The following is a 26,085-nucleotide window of genomic DNA, read 5'->3' on the forward strand; positions in this document are numbered from 1 at the left end:
AATGTGTTATTGCAAAAAAGTAAAATCAGATCATACAATTGTTTGAGACAGCTTTAAACAAACGAAGTACGCTGTGAAGGCCTGCTTGTAGTTATTGTTCTCTGCAGAACGTGCATACTGCCTGCTATTGCAATTTACTGCAAATAAACAAAGTAGAAATAATGACTATCTGTAATCTGCTAATTACAAGAGATTTTAGCAGAAAATTGATTGTTGGGTGTGAGATGCACACATGTTTGATACCTGGGCTTTACGATGAAAGTCAGACTATTGCGTATGCAAAGCAAACAGCAACGCAGCAGCTGCCATAACAACGGAACGCACAAGTGAGTGACACAACAGGCGATGCCATGAAAAACAATTGCTGAAACAACAATTATTTCCTGTTTTTTTTATTGCCTGCTACTGCTATGTAATACAAGGGAATACCGATGAGTGTGATGATTAGACCGGGCCATGTAAACTGTGGCTTGTAAATAATGAGGAGTACACAAAATGCAACACCCATAATAACATACAGCGCCGGCAGAACCGGGTAACCGAATGCTTTATACGGGCGTGGAAGATCGGGTCTTTTAACTCGCAGGATAAATATGCCAACGATTGTTAAAACATAGAATATTACCGCCACAAAAGAGATCATATCAAGCAGGTCTCCGTAGCGCCCACTTAAACATAGTATGGAAGCTACTACAAACTGCGCCCACAAAGACCATTGCGGAACGGCATTTCCATTGAGCTCGCCTGCTTTTTTGAAAAACAATTTATCTTTTGCCATGGTGTAATAAACACGTGCACCGGCCAGTATCAGTCCATTGTTGCAACCGAAAGTTGATATCATGATCATTACAGCTATTACATACGTGCCCACGTTGCCAAAGATGACGTTTGCAGCGGCCACAGCCACACGGTCCTTATCTGCGTGTGCAATTTCATTCATGGGCAGCAGGGATACATATACAAGGTTGGTAGAGACATAAATGACCGTTACAATCAAGGTGCCGAGAAACAGGCTGAGCCCGATGTTCTTGCCGGGATTTTTTATTTCGCCCGCAATAAAGGTTACGTTGTTCCATGCATCGCTGCTGAATACCGATCCAACCATTGCTGCGGCTATGCCGCCGAGGAGTGCAGCGCCCGCAATAGGCGTAACGGCAGAACCTGCAGCCGGGTTACAGGCATCCAGCAATGATTCTTTGGTGGCCTGCCAGCCTGTGGCCCAGTTGGCCTGCCATATTTCGGGCTTAAATGCTACCAGCCCTGCGATGATCAACCCAAACAGCGAAATAAGCTTTGTACCGGTGAAGATATTCTGTATCCACTTGCCGCTTTTTACGCCTTTGGTATTGGTATAAGTAAGCAACCCAATTATGCCGATGGACACAAATTGTGCGGCGCTGATGGTATAGAATGTTGCATTGCCACAATCGTCTGTTCCGGTAGGAATAGCTACCAGCTTATTATCTTCACTGAGAAAAGGAATAAGGTAAGCAGCAAACTTTGAGAATGCCACACCAACTGCAGCAATGGTGGCTGTTTGTATGACAGCAAAAAAACTCCAGCCGTATAAAAATGCTACAAGCGGGTTATAGGCTTCTTTTAAATATACATACTGGCCGCCTGCTTTGGGAAACATGCCGCTTAACTCGCCATAACTTAATGCGGCCGTAAGCGTCATAAATCCTGTAAGTACCCATACAAGTACAAGCCAGCCTGCGCCACCTACGTTACGGGTAATATCTGCACTTACAATAAAAATTCCTGAGCCAATCATGCTTCCTGCAACAATCATGGTCGCATCCATCAAGCCAAGTGTAGGTTTAAAACCAGGGGCGTGTTCTGACATACTGCAATTATTTTGTGGTTGATGACTTTACAACATACATTAAAAATCCCGTTGAAGCATCAACGGGATTGGAAGATATAAAATTATGTGGTAAGTTATTTTGTCTTTGTTGCTTTGTATTGTGCATTTAGCCCTATAACAATACTGTCAGTTATATTGCGTATAGAATCTTTGTAATACAGGTCATCATCTTTGCTTGATGCAAACACATAAGCATACCCTTTGCTGGCACAATATGTTTTAAGATAATCCTGGATCTTAATTTTTACACTTTGCAGCTTATCCAGCATCTCTGCCTGCATTTGAGAATTTACGTTTGCTTCAGTGGTCTGGTAATCGTTCTGCAGTTTCATCAGTTGTTGCTCATATTCGCTTTGCTGGTTTTGAGACAGCGTTGGCCCTTTTTCCTGGTATTCCCTTAATTTACCCTGGTAGCGGTTGCGGATGCTGTTGAGTTGTGCGCTGTAATCAGCATCTTTTTTTGTCAGGTAGTCTTTCACCTCTTTATAATATTCATATTGCGTTTGCAAAGAATCCAGTTCAAAGTAAGCAATTTTAAAAGTGTTTGCCGCAGCGGTTTGTGCCTGCTCAATCTTGTGAGAGTCCCTGTGGGTATAGTCAAAATAGAGATAGTAAAGTACACCAACAGCAATAATCAATACCACATTCAAACCAAGTAAAGCCTTATTCATGCATGCAAGATTTTAAGGCGTGTAAGATATATGGATTTTTAAAAAACGATTTGTTAAAACACTTAACAAATTAAATATTGTGAGCCCGGCAACATTGCTATTATTGAGCTGCTGTTGCGTCGCACTCTTGTACTGCATATAACACTGCAGCATTTGCTGCCTTCGTATTACACCACAGGCAGGTTAACAAACGCCCCCACATGCAAACGCTATCAGCAAACGGAATTACGCGACATATAAATAACAGCCCTGCAACGATTGTCAGATTATATAAGTATGGTGTCAAACAAAAACGGGAAGCAAAATTGCTTCCCGTTCTTTATCATCAGTATTTCAAATTATTCTTCATCATCAAAATTCATCACCTCGCGGGCAGTAGCAAGTAATTCATATTCTTCCTTGTTACCAACAATGATGTTCTCGAATTCTTTCTGACCGCTACCGGCAGGAATCAGGTGACCGGTAATAACGTTTTCTTTCAATCCAAGCATTTCATCCGTTTTACCTTGTATTGCAGCAGAGCTCAATACTTTGGTTGTTTCCTGGAATGATGCCGCGGATATCCAGCTTGGTACACCTAATGATGCCTTTGTGATACCAAGTAATACCGGTGTTGCTGTTGCCGGCTGCGCATCCCTCACTTCCACCAGTTTCTTATCTGACCGGCGGAGCACGGAGTTTTCTTCACGCAACTCACGAACAGAAACGATCTGACCAGCCCTGAACTTAGTGCTTTCGCCAGCTTCAGTTACAACTTTCTTGTCAAAGATTCGATCATTCTCTTCATTGAATTCGTAACGGTCTTCAAGATCTTCTTCCAGGAAGCGTGTATCACCTGCGTCAACAATTTCTACCTTTTTCATCATCTGGCGTACAATCACTTCAATGTGTTTGTCATTTATACGCACACCCTGTAAACGGTAAACTTCCTGTATTTCATTTACTACATATTCCTGTACTGCAAACGGTCCTTTGATTGTTAAAATATCAGCAGGTGCAATCTGGCCATCAGATAGAGCAGCACCGGCTTTTACAAAGTCACCATCCTGCACCAGTATCTGTCTTGTAAGCGGCACAAGGTATTTTTTAACAACACCATCTTTTGCCTCTACCACGATCTCACGGTTACCACGTTTTACGTTACCAAATGCCACCACACCGTCTATTTCACAAACCACCGCAGGGTTGCTCGGGTTACGTGCTTCGAAAAGTTCAGTTACACGTGGAAGACCCCCTGTGATATCACCGCTTTTACGCATGGTTCTCGGAATCTTCGCAATTACCTGTCCGGCTTTTACGGCTTCATTTTCTTCAATAATCAACCGTGTTCCTACAGGCAGGTTGTACACTTTATTTTCCTTTCCTTCCACAACCAGGCCAGGGATCTTCGTTTTATCTTTTGTTTCAATAACCACTTTATCACGGTGACCGGTTTGCTCATCCGCCTCTTCGCGGTAAGTAATACCTTCTATTACGTTTTCAAAACGCACTTCACCCGCAATTTCAGAGATGATTACATTATTGAACGGATCCCATGTACATATAACATCACCTTTCTTAATTTCCTGTCCGTCTTTTACAGCAAGTGTAGAACCGTAAGGAATATTATTGGTAATAAGAAGGCGGTCGTTCTTCACATCCATTATCCTTACTTCACCTGTACGGCCAATTACTGTCTGTACTTTCTGACCCTCTGCATTTTCCGTTGTAACGGTACGCAGACCATCAAACTGTATAGTACCATCAAACCTGGCAGTTAATGAAGATTCTACTGAAGCAGAACCCGCAACACCACCCACGTGGAAGGTACGAAGTGTAAGCTGTGTACCTGGCTCACCGATTGACTGAGCAGCGATGATACCTACTGCATCACCTCTCTGCGCAATGGTACCGGTTGCGAGATTTTTACCATAACATTTTACACACACACCGCGCTTGGATTCGCATGTTAATACAGAACGGATTTCCACTGTTTCAACACCTGCTTCTTCTATTTGCCTGGCCACGTCTGCCATTATTTCCTCACCCGCTGTAATGATCAGTTCATCAGTTACAGGATGGTAAACATCATGCAACGATGTACGGCCTTCTATTCTGTCTGATAATGGTTCTATGATATCCTCATTATCTTTTAATGCACTTGTTGCGTTACCGCGAAGTGTTCCGCAATCTTCTTCACTGATTACAACATCCTGAGCTACGTCAACAAGACGACGGGTAAGGTAACCCGCATCTGCTGTTTTAAGGGCCGTATCAGCAAGACCTTTACGTGCACCGTGCGTAGAGATGAAGTAATCCAATACGTTCAGACCACCTTTAAAATTTGAAAGAATCGGGTTCTCAATGATCTCAGAACCTGTAGAACCGGATTTTCTTGGTTTAGCCATCAGACCCCTGATACCAGCAAGCTGTTTTACCTGCTGCTTTGAACCACGGGCACCGGAATCAAGCATCATATACACAGAGTTGAAACCCTGCTTATCAGTCGCCATTTCACGGATAAGTGTTTCTGTAATACGGGTATCTACACGGCTCCAGATATCGATAACCTGGTTATAACGCTCATTATTGGTAATAAGGCCCATATTATAGTTTTCCCATACCTCATCTACTTCCACTTTTGCCTGATCGAGCAGTTCGTTCCTCATTTCCGGAATGATCAGGTCATTCACATTAAACGACAAACCTCCCCTGAAAGCCATGCGGAAGCCCAATGTCTTGATATCATCAAGGAATTTGGCTGCAGTAGGTACGTTGGTAATTTTTATAATATCGCCGATAATTTCTCTCAAGCTTTTCTTCGTAAGTAGTGCATTAACAAAACCTACTTTTTCCGGCACAAACTGGTTAAACAATACACGGCCTACCGTTGTATCGATAAGCTTCTTTACAATATCTCCGTTAGACTGGCGAACGTTCACTTTCACTTTAATACCCGCATGCAGGTCGGCACGACCTTCATTGTACGCAATCATCACTTCTTCCATGCTGTAAAAGGTCATGTTTTCACCTTTTACTTTTTCAGTTTCAGTTGAACGCTTGCCTTTTGAAATGTAGTAAAGACCAAGAACCATGTCCTGTGAAGGAAGGGTGATCGGTGTACCGTTCTGAGGATTAAGAATGTTATGCGCAGAGAGCATCAGCAACTGGGCTTCAAGAATTGCAGCATTGCTCAAAGGTACGTGTACCGCCATCTGGTCACCATCAAAATCCGCGTTGAACGCCGTGGTAACCAACGGGTGCAGCTGTATCGCTTTACCTTCAACAAGTTTAGGCTGAAATGCCTGGATAGAAAGTCTGTGAAGCGTAGGAGCACGGTTAAGCATAACCGGGTGCCCTTTCAATATATTTTCCAGGATATCCCAAACAACAGCATCTTTTCTGTCAACGAGTTTCTTTGCCGACTTAACTGTTTTTACGATACCTCTTTCGATAAGTTTGCGAATAATAAATGGCTTGAACAATTCTGCGGCCATATCTTTTGGAAGACCACATTCATGCATTTTCAACTCAGGGCCAACCACGATAACCGAACGACCGGAATAGTCAACACGTTTACCAAGCAGGTTCTGGCGGAAACGACCTTGTTTACCTTTCAGTACATCTGAAAGTGATTTCAGGGCTCGGCCACCTTCAGCTTTTACCGCATTTGATTTACGGCTGTTATCAAATAATGAATCTATCGCTTCCTGCAGCATACGTTTTTCGTTACGCAGGATTACCTCAGGTGCTTTGATTTCTAATAACCTCTTCAGACGATTGTTACGGATGATAACACGGCGGTACAGGTCATTCAGATCAGAAGAAGCAAAACGTCCACCGTCCAAAGGTACCAACGGACGCAATTCCGGTGGAATAACTGGAATATATTGCATAACCATCCATTCCGGACGGTTGGTAATTCTTGTACTCGCATCGCGGAATGCTTCTACTACGCTCAAACGCTTTAAAGCGTCTGCTTTACGCTGCTGGGAAGTCTCCGTTGCCGCTGCATTACGTAAAGAGAAACTTAATTCATCAAGGTCTAACCTGCCCAGAAGATCATGGACAGCTTCAGCACCCATTTTGGCAATGAATTTCTGTGGATCTTCATCGGGCAGATATTGATTATCCTTTGGCAAACCATCAATAATATCCAGGTATTCTTCTTCTGACAGAAGATCACCCGTTTTTAACCCCTTGTCTTCACGCAAACCTGCCTGTATTACAGCAAATCTTTCATAATAAACGATGCTCTCTAATTTTTTAGAGCTCATACCAAGGAGGTAACCAATTTTGTTGGGAAGGCTTTTAAAATACCAGATGTGTACTACCGGCACTACCAGTTTGATGTGCCCCATTCTTTCACGACGTACTTTCTTCTCGGTTACTTCCACACCACACCTGTCGCAAACGATACCTTTATAACGGATGCGCTTGTATTTGCCACACGCACATTCGTAATCTTTTACAGGTCCGAAGATTCTTTCGCAAAACAAACCATCACGCTCAGGCTTATAAGTTCTGTAGTTGATGGTTTCAGGCTTTAAAACTTCGCCAAAGCTGCGTTCGAGAATGCTGTCGGGAGACGCAAGACCAATGGTAATTTGAGAAAAGTTTGATCTTGGACGGTTGTCTTTTTTAATAGCCATATTAAAAATTGCAATTTTTAGATTGTGATTTTGAAAACCTGCTTCCGTAATCTAATCAATAAAAATAAATTTAAAGGTTATACACTATCACTGCAATACTTTGATCTGCAAAGTATTACATAAAAATAGCTACTCACTTTTAAAAAAAATTTTATTGATAAACCCTATTGGAGACAATTCTTCAAAATGCATAGGGCGGCAAAGGTAAGTATTTAAAGCCATTCCTGATACAGAAAATTTTTATAATAAACAACTGATTTACCAAGGGTTGTTAACAACTTTAGAAAATAAGTTTATCTACAATCAGTAAAGCTATAATTCCCGATATCCACAGCCAATCCTGCCGCGATGGTGCATACTTTTTCCTGAAAGGGGCCAGCAATAAAACTGCAAAAAGGATAAAAAAAGCGATGGCTGTATAGCCATAACTTTTGTAAAACCCTGCATAGGTTGCACTCGCATCCATGGCATTGGTACGGGAAGAAATCAGGAAGATAACCCCAAGCATGGCAGACGAAATGAGCGAGAGTATCCAGCCTTTTTTGTCATTGAACAACATCATCCATCCACCGAAAACGCCTGAAATGCTTACCAATACAGGCAGGTGATGACCTTTTACCACATCCCAGTACGACATTTTACCGGTTTGAATAATTCCTGATGTGATAAAATCGTACACCAGTTTTACTTCGTAGTAAAGGATCACAAGGCTTCCCAATGCAATCAGGAGGGCAATGACTTTTTCTAAAACAGTAAAACCGGTACTAAGGCTGGCGAGAGAAACTTCTTTTGAAGGCATGGCAATTATATGGTTGAGCGACAAATTAAATAAAAAATCCCGGCACAATCTGTAACCGGGATCAATTATGTTTTACAAATGCCTTAGTAACTGGCGCATTCTTTCATTTCTTTTTCGGTGTATGCATAACCATACTGTTTTAAAACATCATCCGGTACACCATTCCACTTATTGGGCGTATTGCCAACATAACCTACATCTTTTACACCAATCTCAGAGGTGTAAAAACCGGTTGCTGTAAGATTACGCATAAGATTGAAGAACGATACTCCCTGGCTCATTTCTGGTTTTGCCTTTTTTGGATATGCGATTGCATCTACCATTTCCATTTGCTGCTCTTTGGTACAATCGGTAAAAGCTTTTCCATAAAGTTCTATACACTTAAGATCGAGCCAGCGCAAACCGCCGCGCATAGGCACCTGGTGCTGCGGCATATCTTTTACAATGAATTCTATAAACTCCGGCACTTTAGCGTCGCTTGCGCTGCCGCTTATATCGTCTTTGGGAATAATAATATCACCCAGTAAAGTGATGGTAGCCATTTCTGCGTCTGTAAAAAATTTTGGTGCATTTTTGATTGCGTCTTCATGCACCTGCTCTTCCGCCATACGGTTATAGCCGTCTTTCTTTGCTTCGGCGGGTGAATCTGCCTTTCCTTTTAGATCTTTGTCGTCTGACTTGCAGGCGTCTACCAGTACGCCGGTAGCTACAGTACCAACGGCAATGGCTTTTAACGATTTTCTTCTATCCATAAATAAGCCCCCTCTTGTTCTAAATATAAAAGAACATTTTTTGAAGTGGTTAAATAATTGCAGGCTGACTGTAACCGCGGTGATGCCCATTGTGATGCAGATGAAAGGATTGCGACGCAAGGGACGATGCCATGAAATACAACAGCCGGTATCATAATTTTTGTATTGAAAGAACTTTACAACCCGTAACGCTTTTGGGGCTGTGTAAGATGCCCGGAGATTTACAGGTTCTTTTTCTTCATTTCATCCACGATATACTCGCTTGTACGCATAGAAAGCGCAAGGATCGTCCAGGTAATATTTTTATCTGCCTGGGAAACGAACTGACCACCATCTACGCAGAATACATTTTTGCAATCGTGCGCCTGCGCCCATTTGTTCAAGGCAGACTTACGCGGATCACTGCCCATGCGAACGGTGCCGGCTTCATGAATAATATTGCCCGGTGCATGTAAACCATAATTGTTTTCCGGGCCATCATCTCCACCCCATGTTATAACAGCACCCATGGAGTGCAGTATTTCTGTAAAGGTTTCTTTCATGTGTTTAGCCTGCTTGATCTCGTACTCAGACGGCTTAACATTGAAACGCAGAACAGGAATACCGTATTTATCCACCACGTTCGGATCTATCTCGCAAAGGTTATGTTCAAAAGCAATGGCCTCTCCCCTGCCTGCCATGCCCACATGCGACCCGAAGAAGAAACGGTAATCTTCTTTAAGTGAAGCGCCGTAACCACCGGCCTCTTTTTGTTTACCCTTTACTTTATAGGTACCATTAAGGTTTTCTATACCCCATTGGAAACCATACACAGGCTGCCCAAAACCTCCGCCGTATTCAATATGGTAGCCGCGTGGGAAATCAAGTTTTTTATTGTCGAGCCACCATGGTGTATAAACGTGCATGCCACCTACCCCATCTTCGTTGTAGCGTTTGCGGTCAAAGAGTTCAGGGATGATACCACCCATATCGGCACCGGTAGAATCGTGCAGGTATTTACCTACCACACCACTGCTGTTGGCAAGCCCGTTCTGGTGACGGGCAGATTTGGAATTCAATAATAAACGGGCACTTTCGCAGGCACTGGCTGCAAGAATAACTGTTCTTCCTTCTATCTGGTACTCCTGCATATCCAGTGTATTTACATAAGATACACCAGTGGCCAGGCCATCTTTATTGGTCATTACTTCACGCACCATTGCGTGGGGTAATACATCGAGGTTGCCGGTTTTTAAAGCCGGGATAACCAATGCTGAAGAAGAAGAGAAATCTGCATAGGCTTTACAGCTTCTGCCACACTGTGCACAGAAGAAGCATTCGCCACGTTCATTGTTGATCTTCTTTGTCAGTATGGAAAGGCGTGAAGGAATAACAGGAACACCGATGTTACCTGCTGCCTTTTTAATGAAGAGTTCATGCAAACGGGGTTTTGGCGGCGGCAGGAAAAAACCATCGGGATCATTTTCCAACCCTTCATTGGTGCCAAATACACCGAGCATTTTATCGATCTTGTCGTAATAAGGTTTTACATCGTCGTAACTGATTGGCCAGTCATCTCCAAGGCCGTCAATACTTTTGCGTTTGAAATCTTTAGGACCAAACCGCAGCGAAATTCTGCCCCAGTGGTTGGTACGGCCGCCCAACATTCTTGCACGCCACCATTCCCATTGGGTACCTTCTGCGTGGGTGTATGGCTCGCCATCAATTTCCCATCCCCAGTAGCATCCGTCAAAATCACCAAACGGGCGAAACTTTGTACTTGCACCACGGCGGGGAGATTCCCACGGGTTTCTTAACTGGTTAGAGTCTTTTGCAGGGTCGTACATAGGACCCGCCTCGAGCAAACATACTTTCAAACCTGCATTGGCCAATACATACGCTGCCATACCACCGCCGGCCCCAGAGCCTACGATGAGTGCATCATACTTCTTCGCCTCTTTTTTTACCGAAATGCCCATAATTGAATTACAATTGGAGGTTATTAATATACTTGTTTTTGTTAGCCAGCTTTAGCAATACTGTTCAGCTCCGGTTGTGTCACTCACTTGTACTGTTACATCTATATGCAACTATTAATATCCTGTTAAATAACCAACTTCTAATTGAAATAAATGGAAGCAGTGAGGCGCAAAAGCATTCGCTGATAGCTGCTGTGAAAGTATGACATTATAGATAACAACAAAGGCTTTTTTTATTAGCCACTTCAACTATTTTAGCAGCATGCAACATTTTATTGCCATTGACCTTGGCACTACACATTCTAAGGCGGTAATTGCAGACGGGCAGGGATCTGTTATGCATGTTGCCAAAGCAAATGTAGTATCGCTTATTGAAGAAGACGGGGCTCACACGCAGGATGCAGAAGCCATCTATAACAACGTCGTTCAACTACTGCAGGAGTCTTGTGCCTTCTCCGTTGCTGCCGGCGCACGCATTGCCTGTGTAAGTTTCAGCGCGGCCATGCATAGTTTCCTGGCTGTAGACAGCAGTGGTAAACCGCTGATGCCTGCAATGACGTGGGCAGACAGCCGTAGTAAAAAATATGCGCAACAACTGAGGCCCACCGAACAGGGAAAAGATATCTATAAAAATACAGGTACCGCCATACATACCATGTCGCCACTGTGCAAACTATTATGGCTGAAAAATGAACGCCCTGCACTATTTAACGAAGCTGCAAAATTTATCTCGATCAAAGAATACATATGCTTCCGGCTGTTTGATACATATATCATTGATGAGGGTATTGCATCTGCTACTGGTCTTTACAATATCTATTCCCATGCCTGGCACACACCTTCACTTATGCTTGCCGGGATTGATGAACAGAAACTATCCGCCGTTGTAGCAACCACGCATGTAGAAACAAATGTAAATGCTACTGTAAAACAAATGCTCGCACTGCCGTACGATGTGCCGTTTGTAATGGGCGGCAACGATGGCTGTCTCGCCAATCTTGGTTGTGGTGCACTTACACCAGGTACGGCTGTGTTAACACTGGGCACCAGTGGCGCGGTGCGGCTAACAATTCCTGCACCTGCAATAAAACCGTTGAATGGATTGTTCCGCTACATTCTTACAAAAGACCTGTATGTAACAGGCGGACCAATAAACAACGGCGGTGCTGCACTTGAGTGGTTTGCTACCAACATGCTGCAGAAGCCATTGAATGAAGGTGACAACTTTAATGATGTAATGCAACTGGCTGCCACTGCAGATGCCGCCAGCGAAGGTGTTTTTTTTCAGCCTTACCTGTTGGGAGAACGTGCACCCGTGTGGGACGAAGACAGTTGTGGTATATTCTACGGTTTAAAAGCCCATCACAAACCGGCGCATCTTACAAGGGCTGTTATTGAAGGTATTTCTTTTTCATTATTGCAGATCATGCAAAACATCGAACAGCAAAACAACGATATTGGCGCTGTTTACATCAGCGGCTTTGTTACGCAGTCAGATTTCTGGCTGCAATTGCTGGCAGACATGTTTGGCAAAAAAGTGATCTTGAATGACATTGCAGATGCATCGGCATTGGGTGCCGCTTTTATAGGTATGACCGCTACGGGTTTTGTAAAGGATATCACTGATGTAAAGCAGTTTATCTCCACTGACAAGGTGTTTCATCCAAACCCCGCCGTGCATGGTGTTTATGAGAAAAGTTTCCGGAAGTACTTGCAAATCTACCCAGCCATGCAGCATATAAGTAAAGAGATAATGTAGCCGGCTGTTATGCTTCTATCGGCTGTGGTTGTGTCACTCACTTGTACTGCACCGCTTTACTGAACAACGATACTGCAATACCAACAGCGTTAATTTCAAATAAGGCTTTAAATATAATTTCCGTTGAATGCGCATGCGCATTCAACGGAAATTGCATGATTTTCTTATGCGTATTGATCGCGTAAAGCTTTTACTTCGTTGTGAGAAGCAAGCAAAACAGCCCGTTGTTTCTCGAGCATTTCACGGATGTAAGCAGGCAGATGTTCTGAAGAAAGTGCATCTTCATACGCTCTTTGCGCAGCATCTTCGCCAAATTCACAGCTTTCAAGAATAGCATGACTGCTTTTTGCTGTAAAGGCAGCTTTAACATCCATCCATACACGGTAAATTTTTCCTCTGTTTGTGGTACCGGTTTCCATGTCTTTCCCTAACACCTGCACTTCTGTTCCCAGTTCCAGTTTGCATTGATGACTTTGGCCAACAAGCCCGGTGAAGAGTATTTTAAGATCTTCGTCTTCATCTTTCAATTCTTTTACTGCTTTTTCATATCCAACAATACGGTCGTTGTGAATTTCTATCAGATCGTTGAGGATTTCTGCAGTTTCTGCTGAATTATTCATAATAAATATTTTCATTAAAGCTTAAACTATCGTGCCACCATTCTGCAAAGCCGCGTTAAGTGATGGTTTGCCGCCCGGGCACTTGCCCGGAAGGTTTGATTTTTGTTACACAAATGATTATGCCTTTTGCAAAATTTGATTACAGTCTTGACTACAAAAATCTTGACCTGCGTAAGCAGCCCGGGTTGTACAGAACAGGTTTGGGTGAGCAGGGCGTGTTGCTGGCAGAACCCTATAAATCTGAAATACTGCCCTATTGGAAATTTAAAACACCAAAGGAAGCTAAAACATCAGCCAAAAAAATATACGCGCTGTTTCTTGGCTATAGAAAACAACATGATTTTATAGGTATGGATATGGCAAGAAAATTTATCCAGATGGGGTTTACACGCAGCCGTCGTTACGCCAATCATAAGTCTGGCAAAAAATACAAAGGCCCGGTACCTGCAGATAAGAAAGGTAAAAGTGGCAGCCATGGCCGGGAGCAATTGCCATTGCAAATCGATGAAGCCAAGGCAGAGAGCGCACTTATTTTTAAATCATTCTTAGAACGGGTAAAGCGCGACAAAACATACATGCATGCCTTAGCTGCACATAAGGAGCAATACAAAACAAAATAACGAAGGCCTGTATTATACGATATTGGCAGATGCCTGCGCATTCATCCATTTCTCTATCAGCATAGGATAAAATGATAGTGCCAAAGGCAATTCATATAGTTCATTTAAAGTAAACCATGCAAGTGCCGTATGCTCATCTGAAGTATTAGCAGGCTGTCCTTCCCATGCAGTGATCATGTAAATATGATAGGTGAAATAATCCTGGTTGTTTGCATCCCACACATCTGTAACGGTAAGCAGTTCTGCATTTTTTACAATGATACCGGTTTCTTCAAAAGTTTCTCTTATCAATGTATCATAAATATCTTCACCGGTTTCTGCATGTCCGCCGGCAATATCCCATACGCCGGGTGCCCATTTCTTTTTTGCTGAGCGCCTGCCGAACAAAAACCTGTTTTCTTTCATGATAAAACCTCCTGCACAAATCTTCAGCTTGCCCATTGTTTGCTTTTATAATTGTTGTGCAAAGACCGTGCATGATTGTATTTGATAGCCGGCCATAAAGCAGACTTTGAAAACGGCGCATGCTTTACCATGCCGACGCACTTGCTGCAGTACAAGTGAGTGACACAACAGGCGATGATAGTAGCAATGCAGCTTACTACATTATAAATACAATACAGGTTTGGCTTATAACTTGATTAACTTATTTACAACTGTTTGAATGCAAAAACAATTTTCACTTTAACCTTATGGAATTGAGAAATAATTACAGGCGCTTTGCGATTATTGGCGGAGGCCCTTCGGGTATGTTTATGTTTAAAAGACTTATTGAATCAGGACTGGAAAACTTAGACATAACCATCTATGAAGCCAGCGAAAGCCTTGGTAAAGGGATGCCTTACAGCCATACCGGTGCAAACCATGAGCATATAACCAATGTGTCTGACAACGAAATACCAGCGCTTGTAACATCTGTTGAAGACTGGCTGCATAGCGCACCAACAGAAGTTTTAAAGGCATTTGACATAACGCCTGCGAAGTTTAACGAGTACAAAGTTTTACCCAGGCTCTTTTTTGGAGAATATCTTTCCGCACAATTTGAACTGCTGATTAAACTGGCAACAAAAAAGAAAATAAAAGTGCAGGTGCATTTGAATACGCCGGTTGAAGATGTGTCAGACAATATGATAAGTGAAAAAGTGACCGTTACTGCTGGGGAAAGCACCACCGTTTTTGATGCAGTCATCATTTGCACCGGTCACAACTGGCCGTTGAAAAACGAAGGCAAAATTCCCGGGTATTTTGATTCACCTTATCCGCCTTCGAAACTGGCCAGGCAGGTGAATTTTCCTGTTGCAATTAAAGGTGCTTCGCTAACTGCGATAGATGCTGTGCGTACGCTTGCAAGAAGCAATGGCAGCTTTTACAAAAACAAAGATGGCATGTTGTGTTATAAAGTGCATGAAAATAGTGAAGGCTTTAAAATTGTATTGCATTCAAAAGATGGATTATTGCCTGCAGTGCGCTTTCACCTCGAAGACTCGCACCTTTCAAATGAATCTATGCTAACAAGCGATGCATTAAAAAAACACATGCAGCAAAACGACGGGTTTGTATCGCTGGATTACCTGTTTGAATGGAATTTTAAAGAGCCGATCAGGAAGCATGACCCTGCATTTTATGATGAGATAAAAGACATGACACTGGAAGCTTTTGTAGAAAGCATGATGGATATGCGTGAAAACATAGACGCTTTTAACCTGCTGAAAGCGGAGTACACAGAAGCGGAACAATCCATTAAAAGGAGGCAGTCTGTGTATTGGAAGGAAATGCTGGCGGTATTAAGCTTTGCGATGAATTACCCGGCGAAACATTTGTCTGCCGAAGATATGCTACGATTGAAGAAAGTGCTGATGCCGCTTATTTCTATTGTAATAGCCTTTGTACCGCAGAGTTCCTGCCGCGAAATTATTGCACTGCATGATGCCGGTGTTTTATCACTGATAGCGGTTGACGAAAAAAGTGATGCCAAACCGCATGATGAAGAAGGTGCGGTCTATCACTATGATCATAATGGTGAAAAAAGTGAGACGCATTATAGAATGTTTGTCGATTGTGTAGGCCAGCCACATTTATCTATTAAAGATTTTCCTTTTGAAAGCCTCGTAAAGAACGGAACATTATCGCCAGCAAGAATCAGGTTCAGGTCTGAAGAGGAAGGCCGCAATGCTATGCAAAATGGCAATAAACAGGTAGAGGCTGATGCCGGCGGCGCTTATTTTTTACAGGTGCCAGGTATAACAATAGATGACCAGTTTCGTGCAGTTGACATGTATGGCGCTGTGAATGATCGTGTGTATATCATGGCGGTGCCTTATATCGGTGGTTACAATCCTGATTATTCGGGGCTGGATTTTGGTGAAGCGGCCTCTGAGAAGATAATGACCGGCATCGAAAACGCTCACAGGAAGGCGAACGTTGACGGTCAGCTATCACCCGACCATTTATCTACGGCGTCCGGTTTAAAATAACCAAGGTGTATCTCATCTTCGGATAGTCCTTCCTGCAGTTGTAGCGATACATGATACTGCTGCCTCATGCCGGCAGGCAGGATGTCCTGTATTTCGTACACGTCATCTACATCTACCCCGTACTTATCATCGATATGTGCGGGTGCACCCTTAAAACCTGTGTGCCTGTAAAACGCTGTTTGCTTTGCCTGCCTGATGGCATCTCCCTTACTGGTTGCAGCTGCAATTATCTTGTAATGAAATTCCTCGAATTCACCATGCCGGTAGCCGCCGAGGTTCAGGAAGAAAAGCCTCGTATTATTTGCTGGCGGTGCCTCGGTTGTAACATGCACGCCAAAACCCGCTACGTTGCTCACTACACGCCATGCATCAATATGTAATGAACGGCCTGCTTCCGGCCACCACTCAATAATACCCGGCAGCAGTTCTTTTACATTGCTACCGATCGCAAAGTACACATCATGTTGTTCGGTGTTGCGACCCGTTGGTAAACAACCGGCCAGGAACATATATAATCTGGGCATGCTTAAAATTTACGTAAGACGATTAATCTTCACCCTGTTCTTTTGGTATTTCGATATAAAAGGTTGTTCCTTTTTTTTCAGCACTTTCAAACCAGATTTTACCATTGTGCCACTCAATGATTTTCTTTATTATAGACATGCCCAGGCCTACTGATTTCTGCCCCTGCAGGCCTGGTCTGCCGGCTTTTGAAAATCTTTCAAAGAGATCTTTTTGCAAGTGTGTTGGAATACCAATGCCGTTATCTTTAATTGTGATCAGTACATCTGTTTCGCGGTCTGTAATGCTTATGTTGATGATACCGCCTTCCGGTGTAAATTTTATAGCATTGGAAAGCAGGTTTTGTATAACCTGTATAAATTTCGGTTCATCTACGTGCACAAACACTGGTTGCGTATTGGCAGATACAGTAACCGACCTGTTGAGTCTTGAACCCGCACGCTTAAACTCTTCCACAAAATTGTTGATCTTTTCTACGATGTCTATCCTCAATTTTACAAGTGCCGCTTCAAAAGTTTCCAAAAATTCTTTTTTCAAAAATTCCCTGATCAGTTTCAAACCTTTGTCACTGTTGGCAATGATCTTATCCAACATGTCTGCTATTGCCTGGTTGTTTAATTTTTGTCGGTCTGATTTTAACAATGCGGCACACATTTGAATATTTCCCAGCGGCGCTGCAAGATCGTGCGATAAGATCTCTAAAATCGAGTTTTTCTTTTCCGCAAACCTGTTCACTACAAACAACTGGTTTGATTCTTCAGTAATGTCATTGGCAATGCCGGCAATGTAATTATGTCCTTTGATATTTATCTGCCATGCTTCCACTTCCAGTGTGCGTATAATACTGTCGGGCAGCTTTATGCGCAACACAACATTTTGTATAAGCCCCTGCTCCATCACTTTTTGATAACCCTCCTTTGCATACGCCGCATCATCTTCATAAAGATATTCCAACAAAACATTTGCATTGTTTTTTATATGTTCATCGGTTAGGCGAAAAAAAAATTGCAATGCCCTGTTGAGGTAAACAAATTTTTTGTTGTCGATATCAAAAGCAAAACAAATGTGATTGGTACGGTCTATCAGTGCGGTAAAGATTGCTTGTTCGGGTACGTCTAAATCGTTCATTGCCGGCGTTTTTTTTGCTTATACAATAATTGCGCCTTTTACGCCGGCAGGCAGATGACGTTAGAAAGATTTTATTATCTGTACCGGCTTATATGCCGGCGATAATGATGGAACGGGCAGCAGGAATATTCCTCATCCCGGTTGTGTCACTCACTTGTGCTGCATAACGCTATGCAACAACGATACTGCGGTTGCGAACAATAATCAGTCTAAATCGGTAATCAAAAAAATTACACTCAGAATATCAATTTTTTTTAATACATAATCATTTATTGATTTCCGCCAATACCCGGTGCGTAAGGAAAGCTAAGGCTTTTGTAATAATCAAGTATTTTACCGGGGCGCTCCAATGCCGCAGGAATTTGCATACCTGAAAAGGTTTGAAAATATAGCACACAGGCATTGCGCCACCATATGGCCTCTTCTTTTTGAATACCGAGCAGCATCTTTACCTGCTTAAAACGTTCCTCATCCACTATATTCTTCACGCTTTCCCATTGCCTTTGCATCCACGCCACACTGTCTGCACCGCTATAATACCTGTAGCAAAGTGCTTCCCACAGATTATTGCCTGATTGCATCATGTGCGTCCATGGAACATGATGAAACCACAACATAAATTGCTCATCACAACTTTTCAGATTACCAAATTTCCCGGCAATTACCGTATTGTATTGCGCAATAGCATTACTACCTTTTGGGGTACGGTCAAAACCAACACCGTTCTTATCAGCCTTGTGAAAGTAAACAGGGTTCCAGTCTGCTCTTTCTGCTTTATTGTACCATGGCGCAGGTCCGTAATGGTGGCTGTAGCCCATGAGGTGATGCAATCCCAACGGCGTCATGTAGTTTACACAAATCTCCCTCGAATCAAGCATCATGGGTTTGACTGCCTTCAAAAACATATTGTCATTAGTGAATGTTTGCCGCAACCACTCATCAGCAATCTCACTTGCTGATAAGGTGTAATCCCAGGCCAGTCGCCCGAGCGCATACCAGTTAGCCTGTGCAAAGGGATGACCCGTCCAGTTGATGTCACTGCCGATATTCGACACACCTGCCATGCCGGAGAGCACATGCTGCTCCAGCGAACCATCAACGATCTTAGCTACCTGCGAGCCTTTCCCCTTTGCATAGGTATCCGCATCCAGGCATTCTTTGAATAACGGCGCAAGAAATACAAGGTGTGTCGAAAAGCCTAGGTATTCCTGTGTTAGCTGAAATTCCATCATCAATGGCGTTGCGGGCATTGCCCCAAACAAGGGATGAAAAGGCTCCCGTGGCTGAAAATCAACCGGGCCGTTTTTTACCTGCACAAGCACATTATCACTAAACTTTCCATCGAGTGGCTGAAACTCGTTATAAGCCTGCTTAAACCTGTCATCGTCATTATTATTATATACAAATGCTCGCCAGATAACTATCCCACCATGTGGCTTTAATGCCGCTGCCAGCATATTTGCACCGTCGGCATGAGACCGGTTGTAGTTCTGCGGGCCAGGCTGCCCTTCAGAATTTGCCTTCACAAGAAAACCGCCAAAGTCTGGTATATAACTGTACAATTCATCTGCCTTCTGCTGCCAGAATGCCTGTACACCTGCATTAAGGGGATCGGCTGTTTCCAGGTTACCAATTTCTATTGGAGCACTGAACCTCGCTGACAAATAAACTTTTATACCATAAGGCCTGAAGACAGCTGCAAGCGCCGCAACTTTTTCCAGATACGCCGGTGATAAAATGACGGCATTTGCATTTACATTATTTAATACTACACCGTTTATGCCAACCGACGCATTAGCCCTTGCGTAATCAATATAGCGCTGATCTATGTAACCCGGTAACTTATGCCAGTTCCATATCGACATGCCGGCGTAACCTCTTTCTACTGTACGATTGAGGTTGTCCCAATGATTGAGCATACGCAGCTTAACCTTTGGTACGCTCGTAATGTTAAGTGTATTGATCTGCTGGTTTGTTTGTAATAACCGCAGCAAGGCAAAACAACCATATAGTACACCAACATCCCGGGTTGCCGTAACTACAATGATCTTTCTACCCTTGTACATAGCAGTTTTTATGATAAAACCCTCCTTACCTGTTTTATCTGTTTCTTCCGTGCTGATGATTGAGGATATAATCTTGTTCTGAGCCGTACCGGCTACCACACTCCCATCCTGAATGGCGTTTGTCTGTACAATCTCTTGTCCCATTAGCCCCTGCAACCCCTGCAGCAACTCTGCTGCGGCTGCATTTAACACCTGCGATGTTGCATCAAAATGTATAGCTGTAATGTTTTGCCGGTAATGTTTCAGCAATGCGGCGTCCGTTATGCTGTCGTACCGTAACCACAACCTGTACCCATCTTCAGCCTGCAACAAAACGGCGTAGAATAGGGTTACTAAAAGAACCACTGCTTTTTTGATCATCTGCCTGCTTTAATATTGTTATGTTAGGGCTGTTTACTCCTGCGTTCCATAAGTTCTTTCCATGTTGTAAGAATAATATGTTCGTCTTCCAGCGCTTTTTTAAATACAGGGTCCTGCATTACCAGTAAATCACCTCTGCGCACCGGGCCGGAATCTGAAATATGTGAAAACACTTCAGTGGTTGCAGTGCAATGCATGATCATCATTGTAATACCGGGCTTAAACGTTTTGATAGCTTCCACATACCGCTGTGTTTTCCACGCCTGTAATTTCTTATCGTCATTTTTTACATCGTCCGGTACTTTCCAATCGTATGTTTCGTTGTGCAAATCATCCAATACGGGCAATCCGGCATTCCACAATACTGTGCCCACGCCGCGCAACTGGTATAGCTGTTCCTGTGGCATCTTCATCTGCACAGCTATCAAAGCGTTATGTCCGCCGGGCATCATTACGGGTATCTTATTTTCAATGCCAAGTCTTATGTACATCTGCAAAAAACCAAGATTGGCAAACAATGTACCCATATGGCTGTCCATATGTGTTGGCGTAAAGCCCATCTCTTTTGCACGCTCAAGCTGTGCTTTTATTTCAGCATACACCTCTTCTGGTTTTGCATGGCTTACCACATCTGCTACCGAATGCCACAAGGCGCCTTCATGATCTACCAGGCCGGGCACTTTTGGTTTACCCAGCAACGGCCCCCAGCGGTATTGCTTCCATTCTGATGTAAGGGTAAGGTGCAGCCCCGCATCAACCTTTGGGTGTTGTTGTAAAAACTGTACAAAACCAGGCACCCACGGGCAAGGCATCATTACGCTGACAGAATTTGCAACGCCTTTGGTAATGGCATTTGCTGCGCCTTCATTAGAATCGAAACTCATGCCTGCATCGTCCACATGCAGTATTACCACTTTAGCTCCTTTGGGATAGCCCAGTTTTTCTGCATATGTTACCGAGTCTAATTTTTGTGCAAAGCTGCCGAGGCAGCAGCAAATAAATATTACCAACAGGCACTTAGGTTTCATAAATCGTAATTATAATTTGAAGGTCTGAATTTTATTTGGTTATCAGCATTGGAATATATGGCATCGGCTGTTGCCACGCTCGGTTCATCGTTCCGTTTTTATGGCGACTGCGGCGATCCTTTTACAATGCCTGTTTTGTACAAAACTTTTACTGTAAAAAAACACCTCGTATGCACGGTAGATAAAACACCATTCACAGCCTCCGCTTCGTGATCAATAAAGTTATAGCGTACAAGAGTGCGACGCAACAGGCGATGCCATAAAATACAAAAGCCCGGCCCAACATCATTTCTTACTGTACTTATGCTTATATTGCCGTTAATCAGTTATGAAGCAGGTGGTGTAAGCAAGGCAAAACGTTTGGCTGGTTATTGAACCGGTAAGCAATACATTGACGATGCGCTGCAAGCTTTTTAACTGCACGTAAACCAACACAACAAAAACGATACTTGCTATGAATAAAAACAAACTGCTGCTTTGGTCTGTTGTTGCTGCACTGGCCGGTTTTATATTTGGTTTTGATACAGTGGTTATCTCCGGCGCGAATCAACCTATTAAAGATTTGTGGCATACCAGCCCGTGGTTCCATGGTTTTTTTATTATGTCTATGGCTTTGTGGGGCACCGTTATAGGGGCCATATTTGGCGGCATTCCAACAGAGAAATTTGGCAGAAAAAAAGTGTTGTTGTGGATTGGTATTTTATTCAGCGTATCTGCCATTGGCTCAGCGGTTGCGCAGGATCCGTATACGTTTTCTTTTTTCAGGTTTATTGGTGGCCTGGGTATCGGGGTTTCGTCTGTAGCGGCACCCACCTATATATCTGAGATCTCTACCGCCAAAACACGTGGCAGGCTTGTGGGCATGTACCAGTTCAATATTGTTTTTGGTATTCTCATTGCTTACTTTTCCAACTTTTTATTAAAAGGTGTGGGTGGCGATAATGACTGGCGCTGGATGCTGGGCGTAATGGCCATTCCTTCCCTCGTTTATACCATTATGGTGTTTAGCGTACCTGAAAGTCCGCGCTGGCTTATTTCGGTGAAACAGCAAATAGCCAAAGCAAGAGAGATTCTTGTATTGATCGGCAATGAAAATCCTGATACAACTATTGCTGAAATACAAAGTGCCAACAAGACTGCGGCAAGCAGCAGCCAGCTGTTTAACAAACAGTACAGCAAGGTGGTTTGGCTTGCATTCTTCATTGCTTTTTTTAACCAATGGAGTGGCATTAATTTTATTTTATACTATGCACCGGAAATTCTGCAGCGTGCAGGTATTGCATCAAAAGATTCGCTGGCGAGTTCTATTGCATTGGGTGGTACCAACCTGGTATTTACGTTTGTAGGGTTATACCTGATAGATCGTATAGGCCGGAAGCAACTGATGATAGTTGGCTCGCTCGGTTATATTGTAAGCCTTAGTGCCGTAGCCTGGTGCTTCTACAGCGAAGCGGGTAATGTGCCATTGCTTATTTCTTTAATGGTATTTATTGCTTCTCATGCAATTGGCCAGGGCGCCGTGATCTGGGTCTTTATTTCTGAAGTTTTTCCCAATAACATCCGTGCGCTGGGTCAGTCTTTCGGAGCCAGTGTACATTGGGTATTTGCTGCCATTATTACCTTGATAACACCCGTTTTCCTGGATGAAAAAAATGGCATTTATGCAGAGAACCCATACCCTATTTTTATATTTCTTGCATTTATGATGGTGCTGCAACTGGTGTGGGTGCTTACCAAAATGCCGGAGACAAAAGGCACATCGCTGGAAGACCTGGAAAAACGTTTTATTCACTAAAGAACACGGGGTAGATTAATTTAATATTCCTGCTTTTTCAAACGGCTGAAAGCTTTACGCACCAGCATTTGCTGTATAAAGGAGGGCGTAAACCTGCTGATGTTATAAATAAACCTGTTACAGCGGCCGGGAATAATTGTTGCGTAACCTTTCAGCATTTTATCGATCGATTCTTTTGCAACCTGGCATGGCTGAAGGATAGATGCTTTGGCCAGGCCTTTTAATTCTTTGTTACTTGCAATAGTATTGGCGTTACTGTCAATACCGCCGGGGCAAACAACACTTACTGAAACCCCTGTACCTTCCAGCTCCAGCCTTAATGCTTTGCTGAATGAATAAATGAATGCTTTGGTAGCAGAGTACACCGTTTTTTCGGGAAGGGAAAAGAATCCGCCCATACTGCCCATATTAAGAATGTATGCAGGTCTGTTTTGCTTCATATCTTCCACGAACAAGCGCGTAAGCAGGCAGGTGGTTACTACATTCAGGTTTATCTGTTTCTGGTAAAACTCACGGGTTAACTTTTCAAAAGCGCCTTTGGAACCTATGCCTACATTGTTGATCAGGACATTTACTTTGAAACTGTGTGCGGTAACCCAGTTATGCACTTCTTCAGCGGCACAACTTTGCGAAAGGTCTATACCGTGGCAATGACATGCCACGCTGAATTTTTCCCTGATTGCTCTCGATAAGCCACACAGTTCTTCTCCCGGTAAAGCTATGAGCAACAAGTTCATGCCACGCGATGCACACTCAAAAGCAAACGCTTTGCCTATACCCGAACTGGCCCCTGTAATGAGTGTGTACATTGAAACGCTTTTATTTAGTTGTCATTTTGCAGTGCTGCCTGGCGGCATGCCGGCACGTCTGATTATAATTTAAAATGAGCTGAAAGCAAGCACCGGAGGGCAATATAAGGGAATATTATTGCTTATTGGCTTTGAGCCAGTGAATAGTTTCTGTTAAACCCTGCTCGAGTGACCGGTACGTGTAGCCCAGTTCCTTTTCAGCTTTTTCGCAATTCAATGCCCAGTTATACAGGTATTTCCTGATCCATTTTGGTGTTATAAGCGGTGGTTTGCCCGTAAGCTTTGTAAAACCCAGCATGGTGTAACCGACTACCAGCATTACACTTATAGGCAGCGGAACCAGCAGGCGCCGGCGACCGGTGACTTTTCCAAGTGTATTGAAAAATTGTTGATATGATGCGTTCTCGCCGGACAAGATATAGCGCTCACCGGCCCTGCCTTTCTGCATTGCAAGGATGTGGCCGTTTACCACATCATCTACATGCACGTAGCTACCTGTTTTGCTGCCATCGCCCGGCAGAATGCGCCATTTGCCTCTACGGTACAGGTCTGCCAATCTTGTTAACGCGTTGCTTTCTGTTTCCACGCCGGGACCGTATATCCTGGGTGGGTTTACTATAACGATATGCAAACCATATTCGTTACAATATTTTTTGCAGATTTCTTCGCATTCAGTTTTTGTTTCTTCATACTCGTTTAAGACCGCACCGATTCGTGCATCAGTTTCTTTTACGGGTGCATTGTCAGAAGGGCCTAATACCCCGGCAGTAGATGTAAAAACAATATGCCTGATGCCTGCATCTTTTGCAGCATTGAGAACATTTACTGTACCTGTAACATTGAGTTTGTAGTAAACAGCCGGATCTTTTGCCCATACCCTGGCGTATGCAGCCAGGTGGTACACCTGATCGCAGCCTGTGATTGCGGCTTTTATTGATGCAGGATCGGTTATATCTCCCTGGAAAACCCTGATATTTTCATGGCTTAACAGCGCGGCATTTTTCTCGGAGCGGTTCAATGCGTGTATGGTGTGTCCTTCATTTGCCAGGCGCTTTGCAAGGTTGTTACCTATGTAGCCGGTAGCTCCTGTTATAAAAATCTTCATGCAATTATTCTAAACGCTTTTTTTGTGTCAATGCTATGCTATGTTTCTTTACGGTCGAAGCAAAAGTAGAGGTTAGTTTGCTTCAAATCGTCCCGTTTATCATACTAAACATTGTACAAAGCGGTTTGTTTAAAAAATGATCGTGCGCAGGGGCGTACAACTGTGCGCCGGCAGTACCCGGAGATGTTGCCTGGTGTACAGGCGTACAAGAGTGCGACGCAACAAAAGCTACATACCAGCACTGCAGCCCGGCTCATAATCTTCTTCCTTTTTTAAAAAAGGCTTCTACATTTGCAGCATGAAACAATTTCTTGCAGATCTTTTTGCCAAACAGTCTTACGACGAGAAGAATTTTTTCCTGGTTGCGGGCCCATGCGTGGTGGAAAGTGAAGAACTGATCATGGAGGTGGCGGATAAGGTTTCCGGTATTTGTAAAAGGCTTGGTATACCGTATGTTTTTAAATCAAGCTATCGTAAAGCAAACAGAACGAGTGCTAATTCCTTTACGGGCATTGGCGATGAAACGGCATTGCAACTGGTAAAAAAAGTGGGCGAAACTTATGGATTGCCTACTACCTCTGATATTCATGCGCACGATGAGGCCGCGCCTGCCGCAAAATACGTGGACATACTGCAGATACCTGCATTCCTGTGCAGGCAAACAGACCTGCTGATTGCTGCTGCAGAGACCGGCAAAGTGGTAAATGTGAAGAAAGGCCAGTTTTTAAGCGGTCCTTCCATGAAGTTTGCAGTAGATAAAATATTAAAAGCCGGCAACGAAAAAATTATACTTACCGAGCGCGGTACCACTTTTGGCTACCAGGACCTGGTGGTGGATTACCGCAATATTCCGTGGATGCAGGAACATGGTGCACCGGTAGTAATGGACTGCACGCACAGCCTGCAACAACCCAATCAAACCAGCGGGGTTACAGGTGGAAATCCACAAATGATAGGCACCGTTGCGAAAGCTGCGATAGCCGCCGGCGCTGATGGCTTGTTTATTGAAACACACCCGAACCCGGGTGTGGCTAAAAGTGATGGCGCGAACATGTTGCGGCTGGACTTACTGGAAGGATTACTTGAGCAACTTGTAAAACTCAGAAAAGCAGTGTTATAAA

At 43.5% G+C, this 26,085-nt stretch carries 19 protein-coding genes; 5 read left to right on the forward strand and 14 right to left on the reverse strand.

Annotated features, from left to right (window positions below; all coding sequences use genetic code 11):
- Positions 1-376: 376 nt before the first annotated feature.
- From I5907_RS18840 to I5907_RS18865, 6 genes are all read right to left on the reverse strand, one after another.
- Positions 377-1,846, reverse strand: coding sequence for an APC family permease (locus I5907_RS18840; protein ID WP_196992336.1), 1,470 nt, complete (start codon positions 1,844-1,846; stop codon positions 377-379).
- Between the two features lie 95 nt (positions 1,847-1,941).
- Entirely contained in the window at positions 1,942-2,538 is a 597-nt protein-coding gene (locus tag I5907_RS18845; protein ID WP_196992337.1) for an OmpH/Skp family outer membrane protein, read from the reverse strand.
- 338 nt (positions 2,539-2,876) lie between these two features.
- Entirely contained in the window at positions 2,877-7,169 is a 4,293-nt protein-coding gene (gene rpoC, locus I5907_RS18850) for a DNA-directed RNA polymerase subunit beta' (RefSeq protein WP_196992338.1), read from the reverse strand.
- A 280-nt stretch (positions 7,170-7,449) separates the two neighbouring features.
- Positions 7,450-7,968, reverse strand: coding sequence for a hypothetical protein (locus I5907_RS18855; RefSeq protein WP_196992339.1), 519 nt, complete (start codon positions 7,966-7,968; stop codon positions 7,450-7,452).
- An 83-nt stretch (positions 7,969-8,051) separates the two neighbouring features.
- A complete protein-coding gene (locus I5907_RS18860; RefSeq protein WP_196992340.1) occupies positions 8,052-8,720 on the reverse strand; it encodes a gluconate 2-dehydrogenase subunit 3 family protein in 669 nt (222 codons plus the stop codon).
- Between the two features lie 221 nt (positions 8,721-8,941).
- A complete protein-coding gene (locus tag I5907_RS18865; protein ID WP_196992341.1) occupies positions 8,942-10,678 on the reverse strand; it encodes a GMC family oxidoreductase in 1,737 nt (578 codons plus the stop codon).
- 262 nt (positions 10,679-10,940) lie between these two features.
- Between I5907_RS18865 and I5907_RS18870 the strand changes: the two genes are divergently transcribed.
- The gene (locus I5907_RS18870) at positions 10,941-12,437 is read left to right on the forward strand and encodes a gluconokinase (RefSeq protein ID WP_196992342.1); all 1,497 of its coding nucleotides are present in this window, start codon (positions 10,941-10,943) and stop codon (positions 12,435-12,437) included.
- 164 nt (positions 12,438-12,601) lie between these two features.
- Here the strand turns inward: I5907_RS18870 and I5907_RS18875 are convergent, their stop codons facing one another.
- Complete coding sequence (locus I5907_RS18875) at positions 12,602-13,057, reverse strand: PA2169 family four-helix-bundle protein (RefSeq protein ID WP_196992343.1); 456 nt, start codon at positions 13,055-13,057, stop codon at positions 12,602-12,604.
- Between the two features lie 119 nt (positions 13,058-13,176).
- Here I5907_RS18875 and I5907_RS18880 point away from each other — a divergent pair, with 119 nt between their 5' ends.
- Positions 13,177-13,677 carry a DUF4385 domain-containing protein gene (locus I5907_RS18880; RefSeq protein WP_196992344.1) on the forward strand — a complete coding sequence of 167 codons (501 nt, stop codon included), beginning with the start codon at positions 13,177-13,179 and terminating at the stop codon, positions 13,675-13,677.
- Positions 13,678-13,689: 12 nt separating this feature from the next.
- On the opposite strand, the gene I5907_RS18885 is transcribed toward I5907_RS18880, so the two are convergent.
- Positions 13,690-14,118 (reverse strand): NUDIX hydrolase, encoded by a 429-nt coding sequence (locus tag I5907_RS18885; RefSeq protein WP_196992345.1) that lies wholly within the window; start codon positions 14,116-14,118, stop codon positions 13,690-13,692.
- A gap of 251 nt (positions 14,119-14,369) precedes the next feature.
- Between I5907_RS18885 and I5907_RS18890 the strand changes: the two genes are divergently transcribed.
- On the forward strand, positions 14,370-16,151 hold the full coding sequence (locus I5907_RS18890; protein WP_196992346.1) for an FAD/NAD(P)-binding protein: 1,782 nt from the start codon (positions 14,370-14,372) through the stop codon (positions 16,149-16,151).
- Here the strand turns inward: I5907_RS18890 and I5907_RS18895 are convergent.
- The 4 genes from I5907_RS18895 to I5907_RS18910 all read right to left on the reverse strand — a co-directional run bounded on the left by I5907_RS18895 (position 16,106) and on the right by I5907_RS18910 (position 21,255).
- Entirely contained in the window at positions 16,106-16,675 is a 570-nt protein-coding gene (locus I5907_RS18895) for a DUF1543 domain-containing protein (RefSeq protein ID WP_196992347.1), read from the reverse strand. The two genes, I5907_RS18890 and I5907_RS18895, sit on opposite strands and share 46 nt — an antisense overlap.
- 22 nt (positions 16,676-16,697) lie before the next feature.
- Positions 16,698-17,801, reverse strand: coding sequence for a PAS domain-containing sensor histidine kinase (locus tag I5907_RS18900; protein ID WP_196992348.1), 1,104 nt, complete (start codon positions 17,799-17,801; stop codon positions 16,698-16,700).
- Positions 17,802-18,070: 269 nt separating this feature from the next.
- Complete coding sequence (locus I5907_RS18905; RefSeq protein ID WP_196992349.1) at positions 18,071-20,227, reverse strand: alpha-glucuronidase family glycosyl hydrolase; 2,157 nt, start codon at positions 20,225-20,227, stop codon at positions 18,071-18,073.
- Positions 20,228-20,250: 23 nt separating this feature from the next.
- Positions 20,251-21,255 (reverse strand): polysaccharide deacetylase family protein, encoded by a 1,005-nt coding sequence (locus tag I5907_RS18910; RefSeq protein ID WP_196992350.1) that lies wholly within the window; start codon positions 21,253-21,255, stop codon positions 20,251-20,253.
- Positions 21,256-21,709: 454 nt separating this feature from the next.
- Between I5907_RS18910 and I5907_RS18915 the strand changes: the two genes are divergently transcribed.
- Entirely contained in the window at positions 21,710-23,050 is a 1,341-nt protein-coding gene (locus I5907_RS18915; RefSeq protein ID WP_196992351.1) for a sugar porter family MFS transporter, read from the forward strand.
- A 20-nt stretch (positions 23,051-23,070) separates the two neighbouring features.
- Here the strand turns inward: I5907_RS18915 and I5907_RS18920 are convergent, their stop codons facing one another.
- On the reverse strand, positions 23,071-23,859 hold the full coding sequence (locus I5907_RS18920; protein ID WP_196992352.1) for an SDR family NAD(P)-dependent oxidoreductase: 789 nt from the start codon (positions 23,857-23,859) through the stop codon (positions 23,071-23,073).
- 115 nt (positions 23,860-23,974) lie between these two features.
- The gene (locus I5907_RS18925; RefSeq protein ID WP_196992353.1) at positions 23,975-24,964 is read right to left on the reverse strand and encodes an SDR family oxidoreductase; all 990 of its coding nucleotides are present in this window, start codon (positions 24,962-24,964) and stop codon (positions 23,975-23,977) included.
- Between the two features lie 298 nt (positions 24,965-25,262).
- On the opposite strand from I5907_RS18925, the gene kdsA reads away from it, so the two are divergent.
- The gene (gene kdsA, locus I5907_RS18930) at positions 25,263-26,084 is read left to right on the forward strand and encodes a 3-deoxy-8-phosphooctulonate synthase (protein ID WP_196992354.1); all 822 of its coding nucleotides are present in this window, start codon (positions 25,263-25,265) and stop codon (positions 26,082-26,084) included.
- Position 26,085 lies beyond the last annotated feature (1 nt).

It is taken from the genome of Panacibacter microcysteis, from assembly GCF_015831355.1.
GTDB lineage: Bacteria > Bacteroidota > Bacteroidia > Chitinophagales > Chitinophagaceae > Panacibacter > Panacibacter microcysteis.